Origin of the sequence: Streptomyces sp. NPDC048584 (genome assembly GCF_043199595.1) — a bacterium.
GTDB classification, from domain to species: Bacteria; Actinomycetota; Actinomycetes; order Streptomycetales; family Streptomycetaceae; genus Streptomyces; species Streptomyces edwardsiae.
On sequence record NZ_JBICWF010000007.1, the window covers coordinates 200253 to 224907 of the forward strand.

General features: G+C 69.3%; 23 protein-coding genes. 14 read left to right on the plus strand and 9 right to left on the minus strand.

The annotated features are described in order from the left end of the window. Positions 1–170 precede the first annotated feature (170 nt). From ACGFR9_RS17635 to ACGFR9_RS17645, 3 genes are all read right to left on the minus strand, one after another. On the minus strand, positions 171–815 hold the full coding sequence (locus ACGFR9_RS17635) for a TetR/AcrR family transcriptional regulator (RefSeq protein WP_393208973.1): 645 nt from the start codon (positions 813–815) through the stop codon (positions 171–173). Continuing rightward, positions 815–1219, minus strand: a complete 405-nt coding sequence (locus ACGFR9_RS17640) for a PaaI family thioesterase (RefSeq protein WP_393208976.1) — start codon at positions 1217–1219, stop codon at positions 815–817. The genes ACGFR9_RS17635 and ACGFR9_RS17640 overlap by 1 nt, the downstream gene beginning before the upstream one ends. 172 nt (positions 1220–1391) lie before the next feature. Beyond that, complete coding sequence (locus ACGFR9_RS17645; protein WP_393208979.1) at positions 1392–2018, minus strand: TetR/AcrR family transcriptional regulator; 627 nt, start codon at positions 2016–2018, stop codon at positions 1392–1394. 127 nt (positions 2019–2145) lie between these two features. On the opposite strand from ACGFR9_RS17645, the gene ACGFR9_RS17650 reads away from it, so the two are divergent. From ACGFR9_RS17650 to ACGFR9_RS17675, 6 genes are all read left to right on the plus strand, one after another. Further along, positions 2146–3597 carry an amidase gene (locus tag ACGFR9_RS17650; protein ID WP_393208982.1) on the plus strand — a complete coding sequence of 484 codons (1452 nt, stop codon included), beginning with the start codon at positions 2146–2148 and terminating at the stop codon, positions 3595–3597. A 152-nt stretch (positions 3598–3749) separates the two neighbouring features. Further along, positions 3750–4673: an alpha/beta hydrolase gene (locus ACGFR9_RS17655; protein WP_393208985.1), complete on the plus strand. Its 924-nt coding sequence runs from the start codon at positions 3750–3752 to the stop codon at positions 4671–4673. 652 nt (positions 4674–5325) lie between these two features. Next, positions 5326–6423 carry an ABC transporter substrate-binding protein gene (locus ACGFR9_RS17660; RefSeq protein ID WP_393208988.1) on the plus strand — a complete coding sequence of 366 codons (1098 nt, stop codon included), beginning with the start codon at positions 5326–5328 and terminating at the stop codon, positions 6421–6423. Between the two features lie 6 nt (positions 6424–6429). Further along, positions 6430–9246, plus strand: coding sequence for an ATP-binding cassette domain-containing protein (locus ACGFR9_RS17665; RefSeq protein ID WP_393208991.1), 2817 nt, complete (start codon positions 6430–6432; stop codon positions 9244–9246). Further along, positions 9243–9965, plus strand: a complete 723-nt coding sequence (locus tag ACGFR9_RS17670; protein ID WP_393208994.1) for an ABC transporter ATP-binding protein — start codon at positions 9243–9245, stop codon at positions 9963–9965. The genes ACGFR9_RS17665 and ACGFR9_RS17670 overlap by 4 nt, the downstream gene beginning before the upstream one ends. 75 nt (positions 9966–10040) lie before the next feature. Next, positions 10041–11162, plus strand: coding sequence for an NAD(P)/FAD-dependent oxidoreductase (locus ACGFR9_RS17675; protein WP_393208997.1), 1122 nt, complete (start codon positions 10041–10043; stop codon positions 11160–11162). 127 nt (positions 11163–11289) lie between these two features. Here the strand turns inward: ACGFR9_RS17675 and ACGFR9_RS17680 are convergent, their stop codons facing one another. The 6 genes from ACGFR9_RS17680 to ACGFR9_RS17705 all read right to left on the minus strand — a co-directional run bounded on the left by ACGFR9_RS17680 (position 11290) and on the right by ACGFR9_RS17705 (position 15606). Then, positions 11290–11685: a Zn-ribbon domain-containing OB-fold protein gene (locus tag ACGFR9_RS17680; RefSeq protein WP_393209000.1), complete on the minus strand. Its 396-nt coding sequence runs from the start codon at positions 11683–11685 to the stop codon at positions 11290–11292. A gap of 116 nt (positions 11686–11801) precedes the next feature. Further along, entirely contained in the window at positions 11802–12185 is a 384-nt protein-coding gene (locus ACGFR9_RS17685) for a hypothetical protein (protein ID WP_393209003.1), read from the minus strand. A 134-nt stretch (positions 12186–12319) separates the two neighbouring features. Further along, positions 12320–13108: a 3-(cis-5,6-dihydroxycyclohexa-1,3-dien-1-yl)propanoate dehydrogenase gene (gene hcaB, locus ACGFR9_RS17690; RefSeq protein ID WP_393209005.1), complete on the minus strand. Its 789-nt coding sequence runs from the start codon at positions 13106–13108 to the stop codon at positions 12320–12322. A gap of 28 nt (positions 13109–13136) precedes the next feature. After that, on the minus strand, positions 13137–14006 hold the full coding sequence (locus ACGFR9_RS17695; RefSeq protein ID WP_393209008.1) for an alpha/beta fold hydrolase: 870 nt from the start codon (positions 14004–14006) through the stop codon (positions 13137–13139). Between the two features lie 32 nt (positions 14007–14038). Then, positions 14039–14347, minus strand: a complete 309-nt coding sequence (locus tag ACGFR9_RS17700) for a bifunctional 3-phenylpropionate/cinnamic acid dioxygenase ferredoxin subunit (RefSeq protein WP_393209011.1) — start codon at positions 14345–14347, stop codon at positions 14039–14041. Further along, on the minus strand, positions 14344–15606 hold the full coding sequence (locus tag ACGFR9_RS17705; RefSeq protein WP_393209014.1) for an NAD(P)/FAD-dependent oxidoreductase: 1263 nt from the start codon (positions 15604–15606) through the stop codon (positions 14344–14346). The genes ACGFR9_RS17700 and ACGFR9_RS17705 overlap by 4 nt, the downstream gene beginning before the upstream one ends. 131 nt (positions 15607–15737) lie before the next feature. Between ACGFR9_RS17705 and ACGFR9_RS17710 the strand changes: the two genes are divergently transcribed. The 8 genes from ACGFR9_RS17710 (at position 15738) to ACGFR9_RS17745 (ending at position 24620) form a co-directional block, all read left to right on the plus strand. Next, on the plus strand, positions 15738–16520 hold the full coding sequence (locus ACGFR9_RS17710; RefSeq protein WP_393209017.1) for an IclR family transcriptional regulator: 783 nt from the start codon (positions 15738–15740) through the stop codon (positions 16518–16520). 108 nt (positions 16521–16628) lie between these two features. Beyond that, positions 16629–17516, plus strand: coding sequence for a VOC family protein (locus ACGFR9_RS17715; RefSeq protein ID WP_393209020.1), 888 nt, complete (start codon positions 16629–16631; stop codon positions 17514–17516). A 29-nt stretch (positions 17517–17545) separates the two neighbouring features. Beyond that, on the plus strand, positions 17546–18910 hold the full coding sequence (locus ACGFR9_RS17720; protein ID WP_393209023.1) for a Rieske 2Fe-2S domain-containing protein: 1365 nt from the start codon (positions 17546–17548) through the stop codon (positions 18908–18910). Between the two features lie 14 nt (positions 18911–18924). Continuing rightward, positions 18925–19473, plus strand: a complete 549-nt coding sequence (locus tag ACGFR9_RS17725; RefSeq protein WP_393209026.1) for an aromatic-ring-hydroxylating dioxygenase subunit beta — start codon at positions 18925–18927, stop codon at positions 19471–19473. A 187-nt stretch (positions 19474–19660) separates the two neighbouring features. Beyond that, complete coding sequence (locus ACGFR9_RS17730; protein WP_393209583.1) at positions 19661–20473, plus strand: alpha/beta fold hydrolase; 813 nt, start codon at positions 19661–19663, stop codon at positions 20471–20473. Beyond that, complete coding sequence (locus ACGFR9_RS17735) at positions 20470–22251, plus strand: flavin-containing monooxygenase (RefSeq protein ID WP_393209029.1); 1782 nt, start codon at positions 20470–20472, stop codon at positions 22249–22251. Before ACGFR9_RS17730 ends, ACGFR9_RS17735 begins: the two co-directional genes overlap by 4 nt. 1 nt (position 22252) lies before the next feature. Beyond that, entirely contained in the window at positions 22253–23413 is a 1161-nt protein-coding gene (locus ACGFR9_RS17740; protein ID WP_393209032.1) for a CaiB/BaiF CoA transferase family protein, read from the plus strand. Beyond that, the gene (locus ACGFR9_RS17745; RefSeq protein WP_393209035.1) at positions 23406–24620 is read left to right on the plus strand and encodes an acetyl-CoA C-acetyltransferase; all 1215 of its coding nucleotides are present in this window, start codon (positions 23406–23408) and stop codon (positions 24618–24620) included. The genes ACGFR9_RS17740 and ACGFR9_RS17745 overlap by 8 nt, the downstream gene beginning before the upstream one ends. Positions 24621–24655: the final 35 nt, after the last annotated feature.

Below are 24655 nucleotides of genomic sequence, written 5' to 3' on the forward strand. Positions count from 1 at the left end.
CTGGAGCATGCGTCAACGAGCCTGGTGCGGTCACCGGTTCTGCGCCGCCGCCGGACCCGACGGCGCAGAACCGCCCCGTCCGCGGCGAGCTGCCGCAGCGAGCAGGGCCTGGTGGGTCAGACCCGCTTCACACACCACGACGAGGGGGAAGGGGTCCGGACGGCGAGGGCTCAGCGGGTGTTGTCCGAGCAGAGGGAGAGCACTCCGCTGGTTGCGAGGGCCGCGACATCGCGTGCGTATCGATCCAGGTCGCGCGGCCACGCAGAGACCGGCTGCAGCAGCAACAGGGAGACCGCGCCGTGCAGGCACGCGCAGACGGCGCGAGTCAGGGCTGTTGTGTCGATCTCCGGCACGCCTTCTGCGGCACTCCGCCGCACGGCGTGCCGCAGAACGTCGAAGCAGGCTTCAGCGACCCGCGCCGTGGCTTCCGTTGCCGGACCGGAGGCGACGAGGCGGTAGCGGAGCGGGTGATCCAGGCCGAACCTGATGTAGGCCACGCAGCGATTCTTGAGTTCGGTGACGGGATCCGTCGCTGTCGAGCAGGCGTCGGCCATGTACTCGTCCAGCCGGTCCCAGACTCTGAGGCACACGGTGCTCAGCAGGGCCGAGCGGTCGGCGAAGTGGAGATATACGGCGGGATTGCTGACGCCTACCCGTTGGGCCACGGTGCGGATGGTGACAGCGCTCTCTCCCGAGGCGTCCAGCAGAGCCTCCGCGGCGTCCAGGATCTCTTCGTGCAGCCGCCCGCCCTCGCCGCGTCGGGCACGCGGACGGCGCTCGGAGTCCGAGACGCCGGGATCCTTGGATCCGCCCATCAGGGCCTCTTCAGGGCGACGCGCTGAGTGACGCGAACACACAGGCGCTCTTGATCGTCATGGATGTTCACCTCCAACGCCACCGTCGATCTGCCGACGTACAGGGGACGTGACGCGGCGAAGGCCGCGGCTCCCTGCACCGGACGAAGGAAGTGCGTGCTGGACTCCATGGTCGCCGGGACCGGAACCGGCCCCTCCCCGCCATTGAGAGCCGCGCACACCGCGCCGGCCACGTCGGCCAGTCCCATCAAGGCGCCTCCGTGCATCGCCCCGCCGGCAGTCGACAAGCCGGAGGCGCAGTCCACGCGCGCCTCGACCAGGTCGGCGTCCAGTCGTCCGAAGTGAACACCCAGCGTTTTCGCGTACGGAGCCAGCGCGTATATGTCTGCCGCCGTGATGGACATGAGAGCCTCCTGACTAAACCGCGTTAAGTTAACAGCAACAAGTCATCCTCTGTCACCCCCGTCGGGGTTGGCCGACGGGAAGGGCGGAGGAGGCGAACGCGGTGGATGCCGCGCGGGGTGGGTGCCGGAGGCCGGCGTCCGCGCTTGCGCCAGGAGGACGGTCGTCCGTCCGTCAGTCCCCCGGCGCCGGGGGCGCGTCGCGGGGGTGGTGGGGCCGATCCACGATCGCCGCGATGAGCCTCATCAGGCGGTCTCCCGTCCGATCGATGCTTCCGTTCTGCGTGCTGACCTGTGCGCCTTCGAGGAGGAAAGTGATCTCCGCTGCGATGTGCTCCGGATCGGGCAGGTCGGCCTCGGCGCACAGGGCGACCAGTCTGCGGGTCTGCAGGGCCTTGTGCTCCTCGATCACCTGCCGTGCGGGATGGGAGCTGTCGGGCAGTTCGGCGATGGTGTTGATGAACGGGCAGCCTCGGTGCGAGACGGCCGGCAGTCCATCGGCGATGAAGCGGGCCAAGCCCAGGATCTGCTCCCTGGGCTGATCGGGGTGATCGGCCCGGACCTGGTCGAAGGCCGCCTGGTAGTCGGCGGCGACGATTCGCATCCACTCCGCGACCAGCGCGTCCTTGGTCTCGAAGTGCCGGTAGATCGCCATTTTGGTGGTCTCGGCCTTCTCGGCGATGGCCTGCACGCCTACGCGCCGGATCCCCTCGCTCCGGAAGAGCTCTTCCGCCGCGTCGAGGATGCGCTCCCGGGGGGGAAGTTTCGCCACCCTGCTCGGCCTGCTGGTGGTCGATGCCATGACTGCTCCGTGACTCGGTAGGGGCGGGTCGGGGTGCGGCGACCACTCACGGTACCAGTCCGTACTGCGTGATACCGTCGGGTATCGTTTGGTACCGCTCAGTATTGTCATCGCATCGGGAGCAGAGATGAGAGTCGCCGAGTACGTGGAGTTCGACGCCGTGGGGCTCGCGGAGCTGATAGCCAAGGGGGAGGTGAGCTCGGCCGAGGCACAGGCCGCCGCGCGCGAGGCCGCCCAGGCCGTGAATCCGCGCATCAACGCCATCGTGGAGACGTGGCCCACTGACGAGGAATCCGCCGCCGTGAGCGGACCGCTGGCCGGGGTGCCTTTCCTGATCAAGGACATCGGGGTCGCCATGACGGGACGGCGCATGGAGCTCGGCAGCCGCCTTGCGGCCGGCAACGTCGCGCACGCCGACTCCTTCCTGATGCGGCGTTTCCGGCGAGCAGGCCTCATGACGTTCGGGCGGACCGCCACCTCGGAGATGGCCTACAGCATCACGACGGAACCGGTGCTGTACGGGGCGACCCGCAACCCGTGGGATCCGCAGCGGAGTGCGGGCGGATCCAGCGGCGGCGCGGCCGCCGCCGTCGCTGCCGGAGTGCTCCCCCTCGCGCACGGCACGGACGCCGCAGGCTCCCTTCGTATCCCCGCTGCCTACAACGGGCTCTTCGGGCTGAAGCCCACCCGTGGCCGGGTCTCCATGGGCCCCGACTTCGACGAGCTCTTCAACGGCCTGGCCGTGCACGGCAGCGTCAGCCGCACGGTGCGTGACAGCGCGGCCCTGTTCGACCAGATCCGCGGCCCCGAACCGGGTGACCCCTACTTCGCGCAGCAGCCGTCCCGGCCGTACGCGGAGGAGGTCACCCGCCATCCCGGCGTGCTACGGATCGGTGTACTCACCCAGGCATGGGGCGGACGCCGCACCACCGCACCGGTGTCCGACGCCCTTTCACACACCGTGCGCCTGCTGGAGTCGCTCGGCCACCAGGTGGAAGAGGTCACGATCGACCTCGGGGCCGTCTGGGAGGAGTTCGTCCTGGCCAACGCCCGTCTTCTCACGGCGAACCTCGCGGCCTCGATCGACGGGTTGGCCACTGCCTTCGGCCGGCCGATCGACTCCTCGACTCTGGAACCGGTGACCCTTGCCGGCTACGACTACGGCCGGCGAGTGAGCGCCGTCCAGCTCGTCGGCGCCCTTGCCCTGCGCAACCGGATCGCCCGGAATCTGGCACAGTTCTTCGCGGACCACGACATCCTGCTCACCCCGACGTTGCCGGAACTCCCCGTCGCCCTGGGAACCTACGCGGAGGACGCGGAGGCACTGGACGGTCTCGGCTGGATCCGTCGTGTCTTCGAGCGCTCGCCGTTCACGATGCCGTTCAACATGTCGGGCACCCCCGCCATGTCGGTGCCCGTGACCGCCGATCCCGAGTCCGGGCTGCCCATCGGTATGCAGTTCGCCGCCGGTTACGGCCTCGAAGGCCCTCTCTTCCGCCTTGCCGGCCAGCTCGAACAGGCGAGTCCCTGGGCAGGCCGAACTCCCTTGGTGTGGGCGGGAAATGACACCGGCCTCTGAGGATCCCCGATGCCGGGAGACGGCGAGCCGGGCGAGGGGACCGCGACATATGACCAAGCCCTTAGGGGTCGTTGACCGCGCCCGGCGCACCCCCCACGGCCGACGCCGTGTCGGCCCGTCGTTTCCTGTTCCCCGAAGGAGTGCTGGTTCTCATGTCCGCAGCAGTTTCCCGGTCCGGCGCGCGCCGCGACGTAGAGTTCGACGCGGACGGCGTCACCCTGCGCGGGTGGTTCTACCCGACCGGTGACAGCGCCCCCACCGCCGTCGTCGTCATGGCCCATGGGTTCTCCCTGGTCAAGGAGGCATATCTGGACCGTTATGCCGAACGGCTGGCTGCCGCCGGGCTGGCGGTGTTGGTCTACGACCACCGCAACTTCGGCGCCAGTGAGGGCAGTCCCCGCCAGGAGATCGATCCATGGCGTCAGATCGAGGACTACCGGCACGCCATCACGTACGCCGGCACGTTGCCCGAGGTGGATCCCGACCGTATCGGCGTGTGGGGTACCAGCTACAGCGGTGGGCACGCTGTCGTCGTCGCGGCCGGCGACCTCAGGGTCAAGGCCGTGGTCTCCCAGACGCCCGCGATCAACGGCGTACAGACCGGATGGCGGCGTACCCCCATGGCGCAACTGGCGGATCTGGGTGAGCAGTTCGCCGCCGAGAGGAAAACCCGCATGCAGACCGGCGAAGTGGCGATGCGCCCGGTGATCGGTAGCGGCGCGCAGCGACCCGTGTATCCCGCGGAAGACGCCTTCGACTTCTTCTCCACGGTCGGAGAGATCGCCCCGTCGTGGCGCAACGAGGTCACCGTGCGTACGGGGGAGTGGAGCAGGGTCTACAACGCCGGCCACTACATCGACATGGTGAGTCCTCGGCCGTTGCTGATGATCGTCGCGGACGACGACACCGTGTCGGGTACCGACTTGCAGTTGACCGCCTTCAACAGGGCCCTGGAGCCCAAGAGTCTGCGGATCATACCCGGGGGACACTTCGCCCCCTATGTGGAGCAGTTCGAGGCCACCGCCTCGGCTGCCGCGGAGTTCTTCGCGACCCATCTTCGTACGAGCGGCCGCTGACCCGCAGGGCACACGGCTCCGCGGCGGGCGCCGTCGCGGAGCCGTGCGAGCAGCGCCTCGATCCGTCGTCGGTGAGGCGAGACCGTGTGCCGTGTGGCGTGCGCGGCGCACGCGGGCTGATCCCCGACCGGCCCACCTGCGCCTGGACATCTCATTGCCCGTCGGCCACCCGGCCGCCGGAACCGGATCCTCGCGGCCCGGCCGACAGCGGTCGTGGTGACCGCGGACCACCCCTGATCCACGGCGGTCCAGCCCGCGGAGATCGTGCGCCGACATCCCGCGTCTTCGAGCTGTCGAGCCGTGATGGCACAGATCGTGACATCTGTCGAAAGACCTGCGACGTTCCGTCGCCCTAGGGTGACGCACCAACACCGGCAGCGCCGTGGCGAACACACCGTCGTGGCCGACACACGATCCGCACGACAGGCTCCCCCCTCGCCACCCGGCTCTCCACGTCGTGCCCGAACACGCCCTCAACCGAAGAACCACCCCGGCGCCACATGCCGGGCATCACTCGGGAGCGCTCATGCGAACGACCACCATCACTCGCGGATCCCGGCTCGCGGCCATCGCGACCGCCGGCCTCCTCGCCCTGACAGGGTGCGGCGACAAAGAGACGCCTTCCGCCGCGAGCTCCGACGGAGGCAAGCCTGTGACCGGGACCCCCATCCTCGTCGGGTTCATCAACACCGGCGAGGGCGGCCTGTCCTTCCCCGAGGTCGCGGACGCGGCGAATGCGGCGAGCTCCTACGTCAACACCCATGACGGTGTGAACGGCAGACCGATCAAGCTCATCACCTGCTCGACCACCGGCGCCCCGGAGAGCGCCGGCAAATGCGCCAACGACCTCATCGCCAAGAAGGTCGCCGTCGCCGTGCTCGGCGTCGAACTGGGCGCCGACGCCCTTCTGAAGCCGCTCAAGGAGGCCGGTGTCCCGATCTTCGGGGTCTCGTCGTCCGGAACGGCGCTGGCCGAGGACCCCTCTGTGACCTTCACGACCCCTCCGGCGTCACTGACCTGGAACGGCTTCTGGAAGGTCATGAAGGAAGCAGGGGCCCGGAAGCCGATCATGATCGGCGCGGACGCGGGCCCCACGTACAAGAAGACCGTGGTCGACACCGTGATACCGAGCGCGAAGGCCGCCGGTCTCGACCTCGGTTACACGCTCTACAACCCTGCATCCCCCGACTTCGCCGCCGCCGTCACCGCGGCGAAGCAGAAGGACGCCGACGCGATCTACTTCGCCGGGGCCGAGGGCGACTGCACGAACGGCATCAAGACCGCCCGGCAGCTCGGGTGGGACAAGGCCATCTTCGCGGGCAGTTGCACGGAGTTCATCAGGACCCTCGGTCCGCAGGCGGAGGGCGTCTACACGCAGCAGTACCTCCTGCCCGCCAACTCCAGGGCCACAGCCCCCAAGGCCAAGCAGGCGCAGATCGACCTCTACGTCCAGCAGATGACCTCGGCCGGCGCCGAGGGCAAGATCGACTCGTTCGCGACCTACGGGTTCGCCGACATCATGACCCTGGCCGAAGTCCTCAAGGGGATCGAGGGAGAGATCACCGCGGCCACGGCGAAGAGCGCGCTGGCGTCCTACAAGGGCGACGTGTTCCTCGGCGCCCCCGTGGACTGCTCCTCGCGTCCGCTGCCGAAGGACAGCTGCGGGAGTTCGATCGCCTCCCTCAAGGTCCTTTCGGGCGGTAGGCAGGAGGTCCTCACCGGCGACTTCATCGACATCACCAAGGGCTGACCGGCGATGGAACAGTATCTGCTCTTCGCTCTGCTCGGGACGGGCGCCGGAGCGGTGTTCGCGGGTCTCGGCATGGGGCTCGTCACGGTCTACAAGGGCTCCGGCGTGGTGAACTTCGCGCAGGCGAGCATGGGCCTGTGGGGCGCGTTCGTCTTCGACGAACTCCGCAAGACGGGGGACCTGGTACTGCCCGTGCCGGGACTCCCGGGGCGCGTCCACCTGGGCACCAGCATCCCCCTCCCCATGGCGGTCGTCGTGGGACTGCTGTCCAGCGCGGCCCTCGGCGGGCTCGTCCACATCCTCGTCTTCAGGCCCCTGCGGAACGCTCCGGCGCTGTCGAAGATCATGGCCTCGATCGGGATACTGACCCTGCTGCAGAGCTTGCTCGTGAGACGGTTCGGCGCCGGTTCCCGGGTGGTGGACCCGGTGCTGGGGTCGGACAGTCTCACTCTCGGCGGCATGGACGTGCCTCAGGATCGCCTCTGGCTGCTCGGGATCACGGTGGTGGTCGCCGGCGCACTCATGGCCTACTACCGCTGGTCGATGGCCGGCCTCGCGACCCGAGCCGGAGTGGAGGACGAGGTCGCGCTCTCGCTCGCGCGCTGGTCCCCGAACCGCCTCGCGGCCCTCAACTGGGCGCTGGGGACCGCCGTGACGTCGCTCTTCCTCCTCCTCGCGAGCCCGATCACCGGCCTCAATCCCGCGAGTATCGGGACGCTGGTCGTACCCGGCCTCGCGGCGCTGCTGGTCGCGCGGCTCTCCTCTGTCGCGGTCGCGGCCGTGGCGGGGCTCGGCCTGGGTGTGCTGCAGAGCGAACTGTCGTTCATGCAGCTGCAGTCGTGGTGGCCTGGCGGCCTCCCCAGCGGTACGACCGACGCGGTCCCGTTCGTCGTGATCGTCATCGCGCTCATCCTGCTCGGGAACAAGCTTCCCCGACGCGGCGAGCTGGTGCTCTCCCGCCTGCCGGCGGTGGTCCGGCGGCCGCTCCGGCCGAAGTGGGTGCTGCTCGGGACGGCGGCCGTCGCGCTGCTGGCACCGTTGCTCGGACAGGCCCAGCGCAACGGCCTGATAGCCAGCATGGTCTTCGCCGTCATCGCCCTCAGCTATGTCGTCCTGGTCGGCCTCATCGGCCAGGTCTCCCTGGGGCAGGCCGCGATCGCCGGAGTGGCCGCTTTCACGCTGGCCCGGGCCACGGACTGGTTGCCCTTCCCGGTCAGTGTGCTGTTGTCGGCGCTGGCCGCCACCGTCGCGGGCGTGGTGATGGGCGTACCGGCGCTGCGTATTCGCGGCGCCCAGCTCGCCGTCGTGACGCTCGCCGGTGCGGTGGCCGTCGAGGCACTGTTCCTCCGGCAGATCTCCGCGGGGGGTTCGGAGCCGGCGGACCCGGAGCTGTTCGGCCTGGACCTGGCCGCGCAGCGGTCCAGCGAACTGGCCCGGCTCCCCTTCACCTATGCCGTGCTCGCCACGCTCGTACTGTGCTGCCTGCTCGTCTCCCGCGTCCTGAACGGCACCACGGGACGCCGCTTTCTGGCCGTGCGTTCCAACGAGAGGGCCGCCGCGGCAGTGGGCATCGACGTCGCCCGGACGAAGCTCGTCGCCTTCGCGCTGTCGAGCTTCATCGCCGGCGTCGGCGGGGCGCTGCTCGCGTACTCGCGGGGCAGCGTCTCCATCGAGAGTTTCAACTACCTCGCCGGCATCAGCTTCCTCATCTTCGCTTTCATCGGTGGCATCACCAGCGTGGGCGGGGCTCTGCTCGCGGGCCTGATCGGGCCCTTCGGCCTGTGGTACGTGCTGCTGGACGGCCTGGTGCCGCTGGGGTCCGCGTACGAGATCATCGGCGGTCTCGGCATGATCAGTACCGCCATCGTGGCTCCCGAGGGCGCCGCCGGCTTCTACGGCAAGGCGCTGCGCAACCTGCTCGCCCGCCGGAAGGGACCGGCGCACGGGGCCATAGAGGTGCCCGCACCCACGGATCCGACTCAGGCGGTCGTCGCTGCCGCGGACGGCCCTGCGGGCACCCCGCTGGTTCCCACGGGGCGCGACCCCGCACATCCGGCCCTCGAGGTCGAGCGCGTCAGCGTTCGATACGGCGGGGTACGCGCCGTACAGGACGTGTCGTTGGTGGTCCGGGCAGGCGAGATGCACGGTCTCATCGGCCCCAACGGCGCCGGCAAGACGAGCACGCTGGACGCGGTCGCGGGCTTCTGCGCGAGCGAGGGCGCCGTCCGGGTGCGCGGGACCGACGTCGGCCGGTTCCCTCCGCACCGTCGGTACGGCGCGGGGCTGGCCCGAACCTGGCAGGCGACAGAGCTGTTCCTCGACCTGACCGTCCGGGACAACCTGCTCGTGGCAGCCGGGCCGGGAAGCCCCGGCAACCTCCTCAACGACGTCGTGGGCCGTGCGAGGGTCTGTGAGGACGATGCGACGTTCGCCCTTCGGCTGCTCGGCATCGAGCACCTCGCCGACAGCCACCCCGCGCAGCTGAGCACCGGGCAGCAGAAGCTCGTCGGAGTCGCCAGGGCCCTGGCCGCACGGCCGGCCGTGCTGCTGTGCGACGAGCCCGCCGCGGGCCTGGACAGCGCAGAGAGCCGCGAACTGGGCCGGCACCTGCGCGCTGTCGCGGACACGGGGGTCGCCGTGGTGCTGATCGAGCACGACCTGTCCCTCGTCCTGCAGATGTGCGACGAGGTCACCGTGCTTGATTTCGGCCACGTCATCGCCCAAGGACCACCGGAGGCGATCCGTCGTGACCCCGCGGTGATGACCGCGTACGTGGGTGACGCGCGCCCCGCCGATGCCCTCTCGAAGGAAGTGCAGCCGTGAGCCTTCTGCTCCTGCGAGAACTCACCGCCGGACACAACGGCGTGCCCGTGGTACGCGACCTCGACCTCGAAGTCCACCCCGGCGAGATCGTCGCACTGCTCGGCCCCAACGGAGCCGGGAAGACCACCGTGCTGGAGACCGCCGGGGGCGTGCTGCAGCCGCTCGGCGGCACGGTGCGAGTCGAGGGGCAGCCGGTTCGAGGCGTCCAGCGCGCCGCGGCGCTCGGAGTGAGCTATGTACGGGAGGGCAGAGGCCTGTTCACGCAGCTCACTGTTCGCGAGAACCTGCAACTGCGCACTCACAGCCGACGTTCCGCGCGGAGACTACTGCCCCGCTACCCGGTTCTCGAAGCCATCGCGGACCGGCGCGTCGGGCTGCTCTCCGGAGGCGAGCAGCAACTGCTCGCGGTCGCCTGCGCCCTCTCCGTCGAGCCCCGGATCCTGCTCATCGACGAGATGACGATGGGCCTGGCACCGGTCGCCGTGAAGCAGCTCCTGGCGCTGGTCCGTGAGGCGGCTGACCAGGGTGTCGCCGTCCTGTTCGTCGAGCAGCACGTACAGGACGCGCTGCGGCTCGCCGATCGCGCCTGCGTCCTGAGGCACGGCGAACTGGTCGCGCAAGGCACCACCGAACAGCTCGCCGAGCAGCTGGAAGCCCTGCACGACAGCTATTTCGACATGAGTCTGCCGCACGGCAGGCCCGCAACACCACCGGCCTGACGGCGTTCACATGCCCTGGCGCGTGCCGGGCCGGTGCGCTTTCGCATCAGGGAGAACAGTGTCGAGGGAGATCCTTTGCTGAGCAGTGATGTAGTGGTCGTCGGTGCCGGGATGGCCGGTGCTTCGGTGGCCGCGGAGTTGTCCGAGCGGCTGTCGGTCGTGGTCGTGGAAGCGGCTGCCTCTGGCGAGGAGCACAGCACGGGCCGCACCGCTGCCGCGTTCCTGCCTTCCTACGGAGGCGCCTCGGTGCGCGCGCTCACTCGGGCGAGCCGCCCTCTGTACGAGGCGATGGCGGCCGAGAACGGCGTTCCGCTGTTGCAGCCGCGTCCCCTGCTCTGGCTGGCGACCGACGAGCCGGGGGAGGAGGCCGTGTCGGAGTTGACGCGGACCTCGCCGGACCTGGAAAGGCTCACCTCGGGGCAGGCCCACCGGCTCTGTCCGCCGTTGCGGGCCGACCGGGTCCGGTCCGCGGCCCTGGACCGATCGGCCGCGGACGTGGATGTCGCGGGTCTGCACCAGACGTACTTCAGGATGTTGCGCGGACGAGGCGCCACCGTGCTGTTCAACGCCCCGGTGCGCGACATCAGACGGCACGGCAAGGGCTGGCGCATCGCGGCGGGCGAGCAGGTCATCCATTGCGCCAAGGTGGTCAACGCCGCGGGCGCGTGGGCCGACCAGGTGGCCGGCCGCGCCGACGTCCCGGCGATCGGCATCCAGCCCAGGCGGCGCACGGCGTTCGTCAGCCCGACTCGTTACGACGGTGACATCAGCGAACTTCCGCTGCTCGTGGACGCGTGTGAGCGGTGGTACGTCAAACCGGAAGCGGGGCTGATGCTGGGCTCACCCGCGGACGCCACCGAGGTGTCGCCCGGCCGGCCGCGCCCGGACGAACTGGAGATCGCCCGAGCACTCGAAGCGGTCGACGAGGCGACCACGCTCGGGCTGCGCAGTGTGCAACGCGCATGGGCGGGCCTGCGCAACTTCGTCGCCGATCACGAGCCGGTGGTCGGCGCGTGGTCCGATCACGAGGGTTTCTACTTCCTTGCCGGGCAGGGTGGTTACGGCATCCAGATGGCCCCGGCGCTGGCCCGGCTGGCGGCGGACATCGTCGCCGAGGGCACGCCGTCCCGGGAAACGGCGGACTATGGCGTCTCCGCGGCCGGTCTCCGCCCCGACCGGCTCTCGGTCCCGCTGTGACCCGATAGCGTTCTCAGCGGAAAGGAGGGACCGCGTGCCGCCCACGGCCGGCGGTCCCTCCCCCCAGCACCGCTCGGTCGCAGAGCCGCCGGCCGCACCGCCCGCCGTACCGCGGCGGCACTGTCCCCTAGGCATCGAGCAGCCGGAAAACGGGCTCCATTCGAATGGTGTCCTTGACGGCGACCAACTGGACGCGCGCTCCGGCCGGGATCCCCACCGCCATCCCCATCACGCGACCGCGCACCACGAATCCCTCCGCCAGCTCGATCAGCGACTCGTTGCGTGCGGACGAAGCGTGGCCCAGGATCGTCCGGGAACGTCGCACCGTGCCGGTGCCCGTGCTCGGCTCGACGCGGAGATCGGTGCTTCGGCAGGCCGGGCACAGGATTCGGCGGTAGACGGTCGTGCCGCACCAGGTGCAGCGCTGGAAGTACAGTGTCTTCGCCGCGGAGGCTTCCGCGCGTGCCGGTCCTGATGCCGCCCCGGGTGCAGGTGCGGACGTCTCTTCCGTGTGTTCGTGCATGGTCCCCGCTCCGTGTGGTCAGCTGTGGCGTTCCGCCTCAAGTGCCTGTCGGGACGGCTGGGGGTCCGCGCAGCCGACGGTGTCTCGGCCCCGCGGACCGACGTCCAAGCCGCCGGTCAAGCCGGTTTGCGCCGGCGCAGCAGCCGTACGGGGAGGGACGTGAGACGCGATATCTCGCCCTCGACCCGCTCGTCCAGGGTCTGTCGATCGGTCCCCAGACCCACGATCGTCCACCGGTCGTCCTTGCCCTTGAACGACTCGACGTCAGCGGCCTGGATCCACGAGTCGGTGTCGATGGTGAAGAGGGGCTCGTCGGTGGTCGTGTCGCGGCGAATGACGCCGTCGACGATATGGACCTGACGCTCGTAGATGATCTGGGCCTCCCCGAGGGAACTCCGCACCATCCGTTCGAGCACGGTGGCACCGCGCTTGCGCCGGGCGTACCGCCACGCCTCGTCGGCGTCGGCGAAGACCTCCACCTCTCTGTCCCCGGTGCACACGATATGTACGGTGCGAGAACCATCCTGAACGTTCATGCGCAGCTCCCTGTCCAGACTGAAGTAGGGCGTCGTGGGCGTCGCGCGATGCGCGCAAGAGCCGGCCGAGCCCGCTCGGTGGGCGCATCTCACGTCGGTCACCTGGCGCGTTGCGGCGTGCCCACGGCACTGATGTCGAAGACGGTTCCGGTGATGGTGAGGGCGTCGCGGCTCGAGGCCAGCAGGACGTACGCGCCGACGTAGTCGGCGGGCTCAATCACCCGTTCGAGGGCCGAGTGCTTCTCCAGATACTCCTGGATCGGGATGTCGCTGATCCGGCGCTGATCAAGGCCGAGCGACTTCGGCCCGCTCAGGTTCGTCGACATCCCTCCCGGAGCGACTCCGTTCACCCGGATCTCGGGCGCCAGCTCGTAGGCCAGTTGGCGCACGATGCCGAGGCCGGCGTGCTTCGTCGCGGTGTAGAGGACGCCGCCGCCCTGCGGGTAGAAGGACGCGTTGGACAGCGTCAGGACGATCGCACCTCGCGACTCCTTGAGCGCGGTGGCCGCCGCTCTCACGCCGAGCAGGTAGCCCAGCACGTTCACGTCGAAGAGTTCGCGGAATCCGGCCTCCAGCTCGGCGGGCGAGAGGTCCAGCAGATCCCGGCTGAAGTCCCACATCCCCACATTGCCGATGAACACGTCCAGCCGACCGAACCTGTCGACAGCAGCGGCGACGGCTCGTTCGTTGTCCGCGTACGACGTGACGTCGCCGGTCACGACGACGAGGTCATCGCCGCCGATCGCCTCCAGCGAGGCGGCTTTGCCCGGGTCTCGTTCAAGGACGACGATTCGCGCGCCCTCGTCGAGGAAGCGGTCCACGACGGCCCGCCCGACACCGGAACCGCCGCCGGTGAGAAGAACGACTCGTCCCTCAAGTCCGCGCACGTCGAAGCCTCCTTTCCCTCGGATTCACTCAGTGGTGGTAGGTGACGAACTCGGTCACGAGCCGGTTGAACTCCGCGGCGTGTTCGAGCTGCGCCCAGTGGCCGCACCGGTTCAGCAGGACCATCCGCGAGTCCTGGACCATCGACATCGCACGAAGGCTGATCTCCCAGTGGACGGTTCGGTCGTCACGGCCGTGGATGACCAGTGCCGGCACGGCGGAGGTCGGCAGCGCCTCCGCCGCGGACATGAAGGCCTCCTGACCCAAGCCGACCTTGGCGCGCTCCAGCCAGTCCCGGAGGTGCTCAGGGTGCGCCAGCGCCGCCTTCGAGCGCTGTGCGGCGAGTTCATCGGTCGCGAAGGCGGGGTCGAAGCACATCACCTGGACCAGCCGCTTGAAGTTCTCCGGTGAAGGGTCCTGGTAGGTCTCGACGAGGACCTTGAACCCCTCGGTCATCCCGGCCGGGGACAGTACGTTCACGCCCCACACCCCGGAGCCCATCGTGACCAGATGGGACACCCGTTCCGGCCAGCGCGCGGTCATGATGATGCCGACCCCACCGCCCATCGAGTTGCCCACGATCGCCGCCCGCTCGATGCCGAGTGCGTCCAGGAGTTGCTTGACCGCCTCGCCCTGGTCGAAGCCTGACTGCACACTTTGGGGGCTCGACTCGCCCCAGCCGGGCATGGTGACCGCTATGACCCGGAACCGCTCTGACAGGGGCCCGATGTTGGGTGCGAAGTTGGACCATCCCGTCGCGCCGGGACCGGTGCCGTGGATCAGCAGGACGGGGTGGCCCTCACCTGCCTCGTTGATCTGGATCTCGTAGTCGGGCGTACGCACGATTCTGGTGGTGCTCTCGTAGGTCAGCGTCGCTGTGGGGGCGGACTGTGTCGTCATGGTGTGCGACTCCTTGTCGGGCAGTTGGTGGCTCAGTCGGGGAGGTCGACGAAGACGTCGTCGCCCTCGACCTTGACGGCGTAGGCACTGACCGGGCAGGTGGCCGGAAGGCTGCGCACGGCTCCGGTTCTGATGCAGAACTTGGCGAAATGCCACGCGCACTCGACCACGTCCCCGTCCACGTAACCGTCGGCCAGCGACGACTCACCGTGCGTGCACGTGTCGTCGATCGCGAAGTACTCGTCCTCGACGTGGAAGAGGGCGATCGGGCGCTCACGCTTGAACTGGAAACCCTCGCCCTCCTCGATGTCGGACGTGCTGCACGCCTTTGTCCACGTCACGTGGTCCTCACACCTTCCTCGCGGTTGGACTGCGGGCCTGAGCCGCGCGTCATGGTTCTGATCAGGGCTCTGAGTTCCGAGCCGTCGTCGACGAGAGCGTCCCGGTACGCTCCTGCGGGGAGTCGGATGAGCCGGCGCGCCGCACCGACATCGCGAGGTCGGTCGAAGCCGCACACCCCGACGACGATGTCGTCGCGGAGCCAGAAACCCAGGTAGGAGTCCGGTGTCGCGTCGCCCCGCATGACGAGTTCGTCCGTGGGTTGCGGCCGCCCGAACATCTGGAAGGTGCGCCCGAACTGGTCGGACCAGACGTACGGCGTCTCGGTGAACGCTGTCGGACGCCCTGCCATGGTCGCGCCAACCGCGGCCCCGTGCTTCAGGGCGACGTCCCAGTGCTCGATCCGGCCCCGCCCGGCGACGAGATCCGGATGCGGCTGACTCGCGACGTCGCCGGCGGAGTACACCCACGGGACGTCGGTGCGTCCGCAGATGTCGACGACGATGCCCTGACGGTCGGTTCGGACACCGATCGCGCGGGCCAGCTCGGTGCGTGGCTCCACTCCGACGCCGACGACCACCGTGGCCGCGGGGACGCACGTGCCGTCATCCAGCACGACCTCCTCGACGGCGTCCACGCCCTCGAACCGCCGCACCGTCCGGCCCAGGGCGAACCGCACTCCTCGCTCCTGGTGCAGTTCGAGCAGGCGCAGGCCGATACGTTCGTCGAGGGTCTGGAGAGGGCGGGAGCCGATCTCGACGACGGTGACGTCGAGCCCCCTCTCGCGGGCGAGCGCCGCGATCTCGAGTCCGATGAAGCCCGCTCCGACCACCACGAGTGGGCCGCCGGCGGAGAGACGGCCGGCCAGCAGGGCCGCGTCCGAGGCGTCGCGCAGCACCAGGACGTGGGCGAGGCCGGAGCCGGGGACGGTCAGTCGCCGGGCGGCGACTCCGGTGCTCAGCAGGAGAGTGTCGACCTTCAGGGAGCCGTCGGCGCCGAGGCGGAGGGTGCGGTGTGCCGGATCGACGCCGCTCACCTCGGAGCCGAGCCGCAACTCGATGTCGAGCTCCTCGAACTTCCCGGGGGGGACGATCGGGCGGAGCGTGCCGTCTGCCGGCTTGGACAGAGGAGGGCGCTCGTACGGTGGGTGAGGATCACGGTCGATGACCGTGATCCGCCCCTCATAGCCGTGCGAACGCATCGTGATCGCGGCCGAGACGCCGGCGGCACTGGCTCCCACGATCACGCTGTGCTGCGGCATCCCGTTCCCCTTCGGTGAAGTTCTTCGCTACCGACCATTGACCATTGATGTCTGAGATACCGTATCTTACATCTCTGATGTTCCCCAGAGTGGAACGCTGCGAGTGATGGCAGTCCGGAGAGGAGGGTCTGGTGGATCTCCAGCAGGCCAAGAACGCAGGGACCGACGGCAGCCACGACACCTCGGCAGGCAAGGCACTGGCTCTCCTGGACGCGCTGGGCGGACCCCGGGCCGTGATGGGGGTCTCCGAACTCGCCCAGATCGTCAACCTTCCCAAAGCGACGGCACATCGCCTGCTGGGAGTGCTCACCGAGAGCGGTTACGTACGACGGGCAGGAGACAAGTACGCACTGTCGACACGGGCGTTCGAGCTGGGCAACCAGGTCGCGGTCGCCCGTGCGAACGGCTTGCGCGATCGCGCGATGCCGGTGCTGGCCGAGCTGTACGCGCAGACCCGTAAGACGGTCCACCTCGCTGTTCCGGCGGGTTCCAGTGTGCTGTACGTGGAGAAGCTGTTCGGGCCGGACTCTGTCCGGATCAACACCGCGGTCGGCATGCGTCGGCCGCAGTACGCGACGGCGCTCGGTAAGACGATGCTCGCGTTCACGGATCCGCGGCCCGGCTCCATGCAGGCCCGCTACTACCGGTTCACCGCATTCACGATCGCCACGCCGGGGCTCCTGGGGCGAGCGCTGGACCGGGTCCGCGAAGAGGGGTACGCCACCGATTTCGAGGAGACCTTCCTCGGGGTCTCGTGCATCGCGGTGCCGGTCCTCGACCGCCGAACACGCAAACCCGTGGCGGCGCTGTCGCTGTCGACCGAAGCCGTCGGCCGCTCCGTTCTGCGCTACAAGAACGTGATGCTCAAGGCCGCCGACCAGGTCTGTGGCCATGTCAGCACCTTGGTCTCCTGATGTGTCCGCCGCGTTCGACCAGACGGAACGGCTTTGTTGTCGTACACGCCGACCCCTCGGACGATCGGTGGACGAGGGCGACGTACGGCAGAGGGGACGGATCGACGCATGACGAGAGTCGAAGCACTCGGCTACCTGGGGCTCAGGGTGAAGAGCCTCGACGACTGGGAGGTCTTCGCCACCGAAGTCCTGGGCATGACGGCGTCCCGCCAGGAGATCGACGGCGAGGGCGCGCTGGTGCTGCGCATGGACGAGCGGGCTCATCGGATCACCTTGCGGACCGGTGACGACGAGCTCGACTACGTCGGCTGGCAGGTCTCCGGGCCCGATGCCCTGGACGAGGTGGCGGCCGCACTCGACGAGGCGGGCGTCGCCTGGAAGGACGACCCGGAGCTCGCCGAACTCCGGGGCGTACGCCGCCTGTTGACCTGCCGGGATCCCGCCGGGTACGCGCTGGAGTTCCACTACGGGCCGACGATGACGCAGCAACCCTTCGTCTCGGCCACGGGCGCGCGGTTCGTCACCAGGACACCCGACGGTGCGGACACGGGACTGGGCCACGTCGTCGTGGTGTGCGACAACGTCGAGGAGACGATCGAGTTCTATCAGCGTGTCCTCGGCTTCAAGCTCAGCGATCACATCATCCCGGTTCCGGGGATGCTCCTCACCTTTCTGCACACCAACCCGCGGCACCACTCCCTCGCGGTGGCCCCGATCCACGGGGCCGGGCCGGGGGGGATCAACCACTTCATGGTGGAGGTCGACGACCTCGACGTCGTCGGCCGAGCCCTGGACAAGGTGCACCGGCGCAAGATCCGGCAGCTCGCCACGCTGGGCCGCCACACGAACGACAAGATGCTGTCCTTCTACGTGCAGTCCCCCTCCGGCTTCGGTGTCGAGTACGGCACCGACGGGCTGCTGATCGACGAAAAGACCTGGTCGGTCGTGACCTATGACGCTTCGGCGTACTGGGGCCACGTCTTCGACCCAGCGTGACCCTACTCAGCGACGAGTGGAGAACCGACATGACCATCGAGGCGCCCGCAACCACCGCCTACCTCGATTCGCTCGTCAATGTGGCGACCGGAGAGCTGGACCGCAGGATCTTCAGTGACGAGGAGATCTTCGAGCTGGAGATGAAGCACATCTTCGGACGGGCCTGGCTCTTCCTCTGCCACGAGACGCAGATACCGAAGAAGGGCGACTTCTTCGAGGCGCCCATGGGCAAGGACAACGTCCTCGTGGTCCGCCAGCGCGACCGCAGCATCAGGGCCCTGCTCAACACCTGCACGCACCGCGGCAACGCGGTCTGCCGGGCCGAGGAGGGAAATGTCCGGAACTTCATGTGCACCTATCACGGCTGGACGTTCGGCCTGGACGGCGAACTCGTCGGAGTGCCCGGGATGTCGGACTTCTATCGCGACGAGCTGGACAAGACGAAGCACCCCTTGCGCAAGGTGGCCCAGCTCGACAACTACAAGGGGTTCATCTTCGCGACCATGGACCCGGAGGCACCGCCGCTGCCGGAGTTCCTCGGACGCACGGGCCGGATCGCCATCGACCTGCTGGCCGAGCGCGGTGACATCGAGGCCCGCCCCGGGGTGCAGAAGTTCACGCTCAACTGCAACTGGAAGTTCACCGCGGACAACGCCTTCGACTACTACCACCCGCAGATCACGCACATCTCGGCGCAGGCCGTCGGGATGATCCCCAGTGCCGAAGTGAACGACACCGGAGGTGCCAAGACCGATGAAGGCAAGGCCCTCGGGGTGCAGAGGCTGCCCACCGACCTCGACACACTGGTCGCGCTCGGCGAGTACGGGCACGCGATCTCGGGCCCGAGCCTGGACTCGATGCTGAGCACCCTGCCTCCCGAGATGCACGAGCTCGTCACCTGGCGCCGGGACCCCGGTCCGCTCGCGGCCCTCGGTCAGGTCGGGGCACGGTTCGCCGGCCACCCGCACCTCTTCCCGACCGCCTGGTTCACGATGGACGCGCAGCTCAGCCTCCGGGTGCCGCGCAGCGCCGGTGTCACCGAGGTGTGGTGGTTCAGCTTCAGGGACCGCAACGACTCGCTGGAGGAACAGAAGGCGCAGCTCGGCCGCCAGATCCACTCGTTCGGGCCTGCGGGCTTCCTGGAGCAGGAGGACGGCGAGAACTGGTCGCAGAGCACGGCGCAGACCCACGGCGGCACCAGCCGGGAGATCCCGCAGCTCCTGAAGATGGGACTCGGCCGCGGAAAGATCATCCACGAGGACGGCGTGGCCCGCATCGAGGCACCCGTCAACGAGCACGCACAGCTGTGGACCTACCTGTCGTGGCGCGAGTGGGTCAAGGGCACCAGCTGGGAAGAGCTGCGTTCCGCCACCACGCCCGGCGACTACATCTGAAGGACTGACGAGCCATGACAACCGTGCGCCTGGACACAGCGATCGCGCCGGAGAAGATCGCGGCGATGTACCTGCAGTACGAGGTCGAGCGGTTCTACACCCACGAGGCCGCCCTGCTGGACCACCAGCGGTTCGAGGAGTGGGTGGACCTGTTCACCGACGACACGGCGTATTTCATGCCGATCCGCCGGACCGTTCCCCGCCGCAGCCTCGCCCGGGAGTTCACGCGGCCCGGCGAGATGGCGTTCTTCGACGACGACAAGGCCACCCTCGTCGGCCGGGTGCAGAAGCTCGGCACGGGCACGGCCTGGGCCGAGGATCCGCCCTCCCGGACCCGGCACCTCGTGACCAATGTCCGCATCGTCGAGGACCTGGGCACCGAGCTGACGGTCGAGACCTGCTTCCACCTGTACCGAACGCGGCTGAAGTCGGAGATCGACGAGTGGATCGGACGCCGCGAGGACGTGCTGCGCCGGACCGGGGAGGGGTTCCGGATCGCACGGCGCGACATCTACCTCGATCAGACCCTTCTGCTGTCGCAGAACCTCAGCAACTTCTTCTGACCGATCCGAACGAGATCGCCAGGCGCGCCGGCCACCTGCCGGGGCCGACGGGCGGCTGCCAGGAAGAGGAGGCCCGGTGGGATCGACCCGCCACGACCTGCGAGCGGGGGGCACACGGTCGGTCACGGCGAACGGGATCAGCCTGTGCTGTGCCACGTACGGCGATCCGGCGGACCCGCCGCTTCTCATGATCATGGGCATGGGTACTCAGCTGGACGGCTGGGACCAGGGGTTCTGCGACTCCCTCGTCGACTCGGGTTTCCACGTGATCCGGTTCGACAACCGCGACGTCGGCCTCTCCCGGCGTCTCGAGGGCACCCCCGACCTCGCCGCGATCCGGTGCGGCGATCTGAGCACCCTCCCCTACACCCTGGAGGACATGGCGGCCGACAGTGTCGGACTTCTCGACGCGCTGGGCATCGACCGCGCCCACCTGCTCGGTGCCTCGATGGGGGGCATGGTCGCCCAACTCGTGGCGATCCGCCGGCCGGAACGGGTGCTCTCCCTCTGCTCCTTCATGTCGAGCACCGGTGACCCGTCGGTCGGCCAACCGGACCCGGCGGTCATCGAGTTGATGCGGCGGCCCGCACCGGCCACCCGCGAGGGAGCCGTCGAGGCCGCCGTGGAGCGATCACGCGCACTGGCCGGGAGCGGCTTCCCGTTCGACGAGGAAGCGGCGCGCACCACGGCGGCCAGGGCCTACGACCGGGCACACGACCCGTCCGGCCGGCTGCGCCAGCAGGCGGCCTCCATCGCCTCGGCGGACCGTTCATCCGCGCTGCGCGGTCTGAGCGTGCCGACCGTCGCCATCCACGGGTCGGACGACCGCCTGGTCGACATCAGCGGTGGCCGGGCCGTCGCGGACGCCGTCCCAGGAGCCTGGCTGGAAGTCGTCGACGGCATGGGCCACGGCCTCGTGCCCGAAGCCTGGCCCCAGATCATCGCAGCGATATGCCGCAACGCGGCCCGCACGACAGCCCTCCCAGGAGACGTCAGGTGACAGTTCAGGAAGACGAGCAGGCACTGGGGTTCGACCCCGACGCGCTGCGCGAGAAGTACCGGATCGAGCGCGACAAGCGGCTCCGCGCGGAGGGATCACGCCAGTACCAGGCACTCGAAGGCGAGCTCGCGCACTTCATCGACGACCCCTACACATCGAGGATCGAGCGCGAGACCGTGTCCGACCACGTCGATGTCGTCGTCATCGGCGGGGGATTCGGCGGACTGCTGCTCGGCGCCCGCCTGCGCGATCTGGGCCATGAGGACATCCGGCTCGTCGAACAGGGCGGTGACTTCGGCGGCACCTGGTACTGGAACCGCTACCCCGGCGCCGCCTGCGACACCGAGGCCTACATCTACCTCCCGCTTCTGGAGGAGACGGGTTACATACCCAGCGAGAAGTACGTGAAGGCACCCGAGATCCTCGGACACTGCCGACGGATCGCCCGGCACTACCGCCTCTACGACAACGCTCTGCTCCAGACCCGGGTGTCGGCCGTCACATGGACCGAGGACACCGGGCTCTGGACGGTCAAGACCGACCGCGGCGACACCTTCACGGCCCGCTACGTCTGCATGACGGCGGGAGCGATGCAGAAGCCGAAGCTGCCGGGCGTGCCCGGCATCGAGTCCTACCGAGGCCACACGTTCCACACGACCCGCTGGGACTACGACTACACCGGAGGCGACAGCACCGGAGGGCTCACGGGACTCGCGGACAAGAAGGTCGCGATCGTGGGGACGGGGGCGACCGCAGTCCAGGCGGTGCCCCACCTGGGCGCCGGCGCCGGGCACCTGTACGTCGTCCAGCGCACACCGTCGGCGGTCAGCCCGCGCAACAACCGGCCCACGGACCCCGCCTGGGCCGCCTCGCTCACGCACGGCTGGCAGCGCGAGCGGATGGACAACTTCTCGACCTTCGTCGCCGGCGGCGACGCGGAGACCGACCTGGTCAACGACGGCTGGACCGCCATCTACCGCCTCCGTACGCTCAGCGGCGGCGTCCTGGACGAGATCGACGACTTCGTCAAGATGCAGGAGATCCGTGGCCGGGTGAGCGACATCGTGCGCGACGCGGCGACCGCCGAGGGCCTGAAGCCGTGGTACCGCGCGCTGTGCAAGCGGCCGTGCTTCAACGACGACTATCTGGAGACCTTCAACCGGCCCAACGTCACCCTGCTCGACACCGACGGCCAGGGCATCGAGCGCGTGACGCCCACCGGCATCGTGGTCAACGGCACCGAGTACGACGTCGACTGCCTCGTCTTCGCCAGCGGGTTCCAGGTGGGGGCGCCGTTCGCGACCAGGCTCGGCTACGACGTGGCGGGCCGTGGCGGACGCAAGCTCAGCGAGAAGTTCGCCACCGGTATCTCGACGCTCTACGGCATGCAGACCAACGGCTTCCCGAACTTCTTCATCATCGCGCTCAACCAGGTCGGGGTCAGTTCGAACTTCGCCCATGTTCTCGACGTCCAGAGCCGTCACGTCAGCCAGGTCATTCACGAGGCCGACCGCCGAGGCGCCCGCGCGGTCGACGTGGTTGTGGCGGACGAGGAGGCCTGGGTCCAGACCGTCTTCGAGTCCTCCCGCGCCAACCTGGGGTTCCTCGAGTCGTGCACCCCGGGCTACTACAACAACGAGGGCCGGCCCAACGCGACCGCGTCGAGGCGCAACGGAGCCTACGGGCCGGGCATCGTCGCCTTCGACCACCTCATCAGCGCCTGGCGCGCCGAGGGCACATGGCAAGGGCTCGTCTTCGAGCCGGCCGGGAGCGCCTGAGGTGCCGGGCGACGGGCCGCTGTCGGGGCTGATCGTGGCGGACTTCTCCCGCATCGTCGCCGGACCCTACTGCACCATGCTGCTCGGCGACCTGGGCGCCGAAGTGATCAAGGTCGAGAGCCCGGCGGGCGACGACACGAGGAGCTTTCTGCCGCCGGTGCGAGACGGAGAATCGACGTACTACCTGGCCGTCAACCGCAACAAACGATCGATCGCGCTCGACTTCGCGGACCAGGACGACCTCGCGGTGGCGCGCAGTCTCGCCCACCGGGCCGACGTCCTCGTCCACAACTTCAAGCCCGGGACCACCGAGCGCTACGGCCTGGGCTACGAGCAGGTCGCGGAGGCCAACCCGGGCCTCGTCTACTGTGCGATCAGCGGGTTCGGCACGCGTGGTGGCGCCGCCCTGCCCGGCTACGACTTCCTGATCCAGGCGGTCTCCGGGATGATGACGATGACGGGGGAGACCGACGGGCCCCCGCTGCGCACCGGCGTCTCCGCCGTCGATGTGATGACCGGGCTGCACGCGGCGGTCGCGGTCCTGGCGGCACTCAGCCACCGGGACAGGACCGGCCACGGGCAGCTCGTCGAGATCGACCTGCTGTCGAGCGCGCTCTCGTCCATGATCAACCAGTCCTCGGCGTACGTCGCCGGCGGAGTCGTGCCTCGGCGCATGGGGAACGAACACCCCAGCCTGTTCCCCTACGGCCCCCTGCCGACAGCCGACCGGGAGCTCGTCGTCGTGGCGGGCAACGACCGTCAGTTCGCGAACCTGTGCGACGTGCTGGGACGGTCCGACCTGGCGGCCGACCCGAGATTCGCCACGGTCGGACTGCGCAACGACCACCGTGAGGAGCTGCGCCCCGAGCTGGAGGCAGAACTGGCCACCCGCGGCGCCGACGAATGGGCCGAGCTGCTCACCCGTGCCGGTCTGCCGTGCGGACCGATCAACGACGTACGGGGCGGGGTGGAGTTGGCGACCCGGCTGGGCCTCGAACCCGTCGTGGACGTCGGCGGGGTGCCGATGGTGCGCAACCCGGTCACCTACTCCCTGACGCCGCCGCGCTACCGCCACCGTCCACCCGCGCCGGACAACGCGGGCGACAGCATCCGGGCGTGGCTGACCTCCGAACCGGCCGCGAAGGAGCCGTCCGATGCGTGACGCCGTGATCTGCGAGCCCCTGCGTACCGCGGTCGGCCGGTACGGCGGGGCCCTGGCGGGCCTCCAGGCCGGCGAACTGGCGGTAGCGGTGATCACCGAGCTGCTGCGCCGAACGCGCGTGCCCGCCGAGGACATCGACGAGGTCGTCCTCGGACAGTGCAATCCCAACGGCGAGGCGCCGGCCATCGGCCGCGTCGCCGCGCTGGACGCCGGACTGCCGGTGGCCGTCTCCGGGTCGCAGCTCGACCGCCGTTGCGGATCCGGCCTGCAAGCGGTCTGCACGGCCGCGATGCAGGTGCAGACCGGAGTCGCGGACATCGTCATCGCCGGCGGAACCGAGAGTATGAGCGCGGTCGAGCACTATGTGAACGGGATCCGCTTCCCGGGTCGGACCGAGTCCGTGGTGCTTCACGACCGGTTGGCGCGGGCGCGCACGACGGCAGGCGGCAAGCACCACCCGGTTCCCGGCGGCATGCTGGAGACCGCGGAGAACCTGCGCCGCGAGTACGCCATCTCACGGAGCGATCAGGACGACCTCGCTGTCCGCTCCCATCTCCGTGCGGCGGCGGCCCGAGCCGCCGGCGTCTTCGCGGAGGAGATCGTCCCGATCACCACCACAGGGCCTCGTGGCGAGAAGGTCACGGTCGGCGCCGACGAGCACATCCGCCCGGACACGACCGCAGCCTCGCTCGCGCGGCTCGCGCCCGTGCTCCGCCGTCAGGACCCGCAAGCCACGGTCACCGCCGGAAACTCCAGTGGGCAGAACGACGGCGCCGCGGTCTGCCTCGTCACCACCACGCAGATCGCCGAGCGGCTCGGGCTGACGCCTTACGGGCGCCTGGTGACGTGGGCGACGGCGGGTGTGGAGCCGGCCCGTATGGGGATCGGCCCCGTCCCCGCGACCGCCCGGGCTCTGCAGCGGGCCGGGCTCACCCTCGCCGACATGGACCTGATCGAGATCAACGAGGCATTCGCCGCCCAGGTCCTCGCCGTGACGCAGGAGTGGGGTCTCGGGGCCGCGGACTGGGATCGGGTCAACGTCCACGGCTCCGGCATCTCGCTGGGCCACCCCGTCGGGGCCACCGGTGCGCGCATCCTCGCCACCCTGCTGCGTGAGCTGCGGCGCCGAGAGGGGCGCTACGCCCTGGAGACCATGTGCATCGGCGGCGGGCAGGGGCTCACCGCGATCTTCGAGCGAGTCGCCTGAACGGCTGACTCGGACAGGTCGCCCGCCCCGTGGCG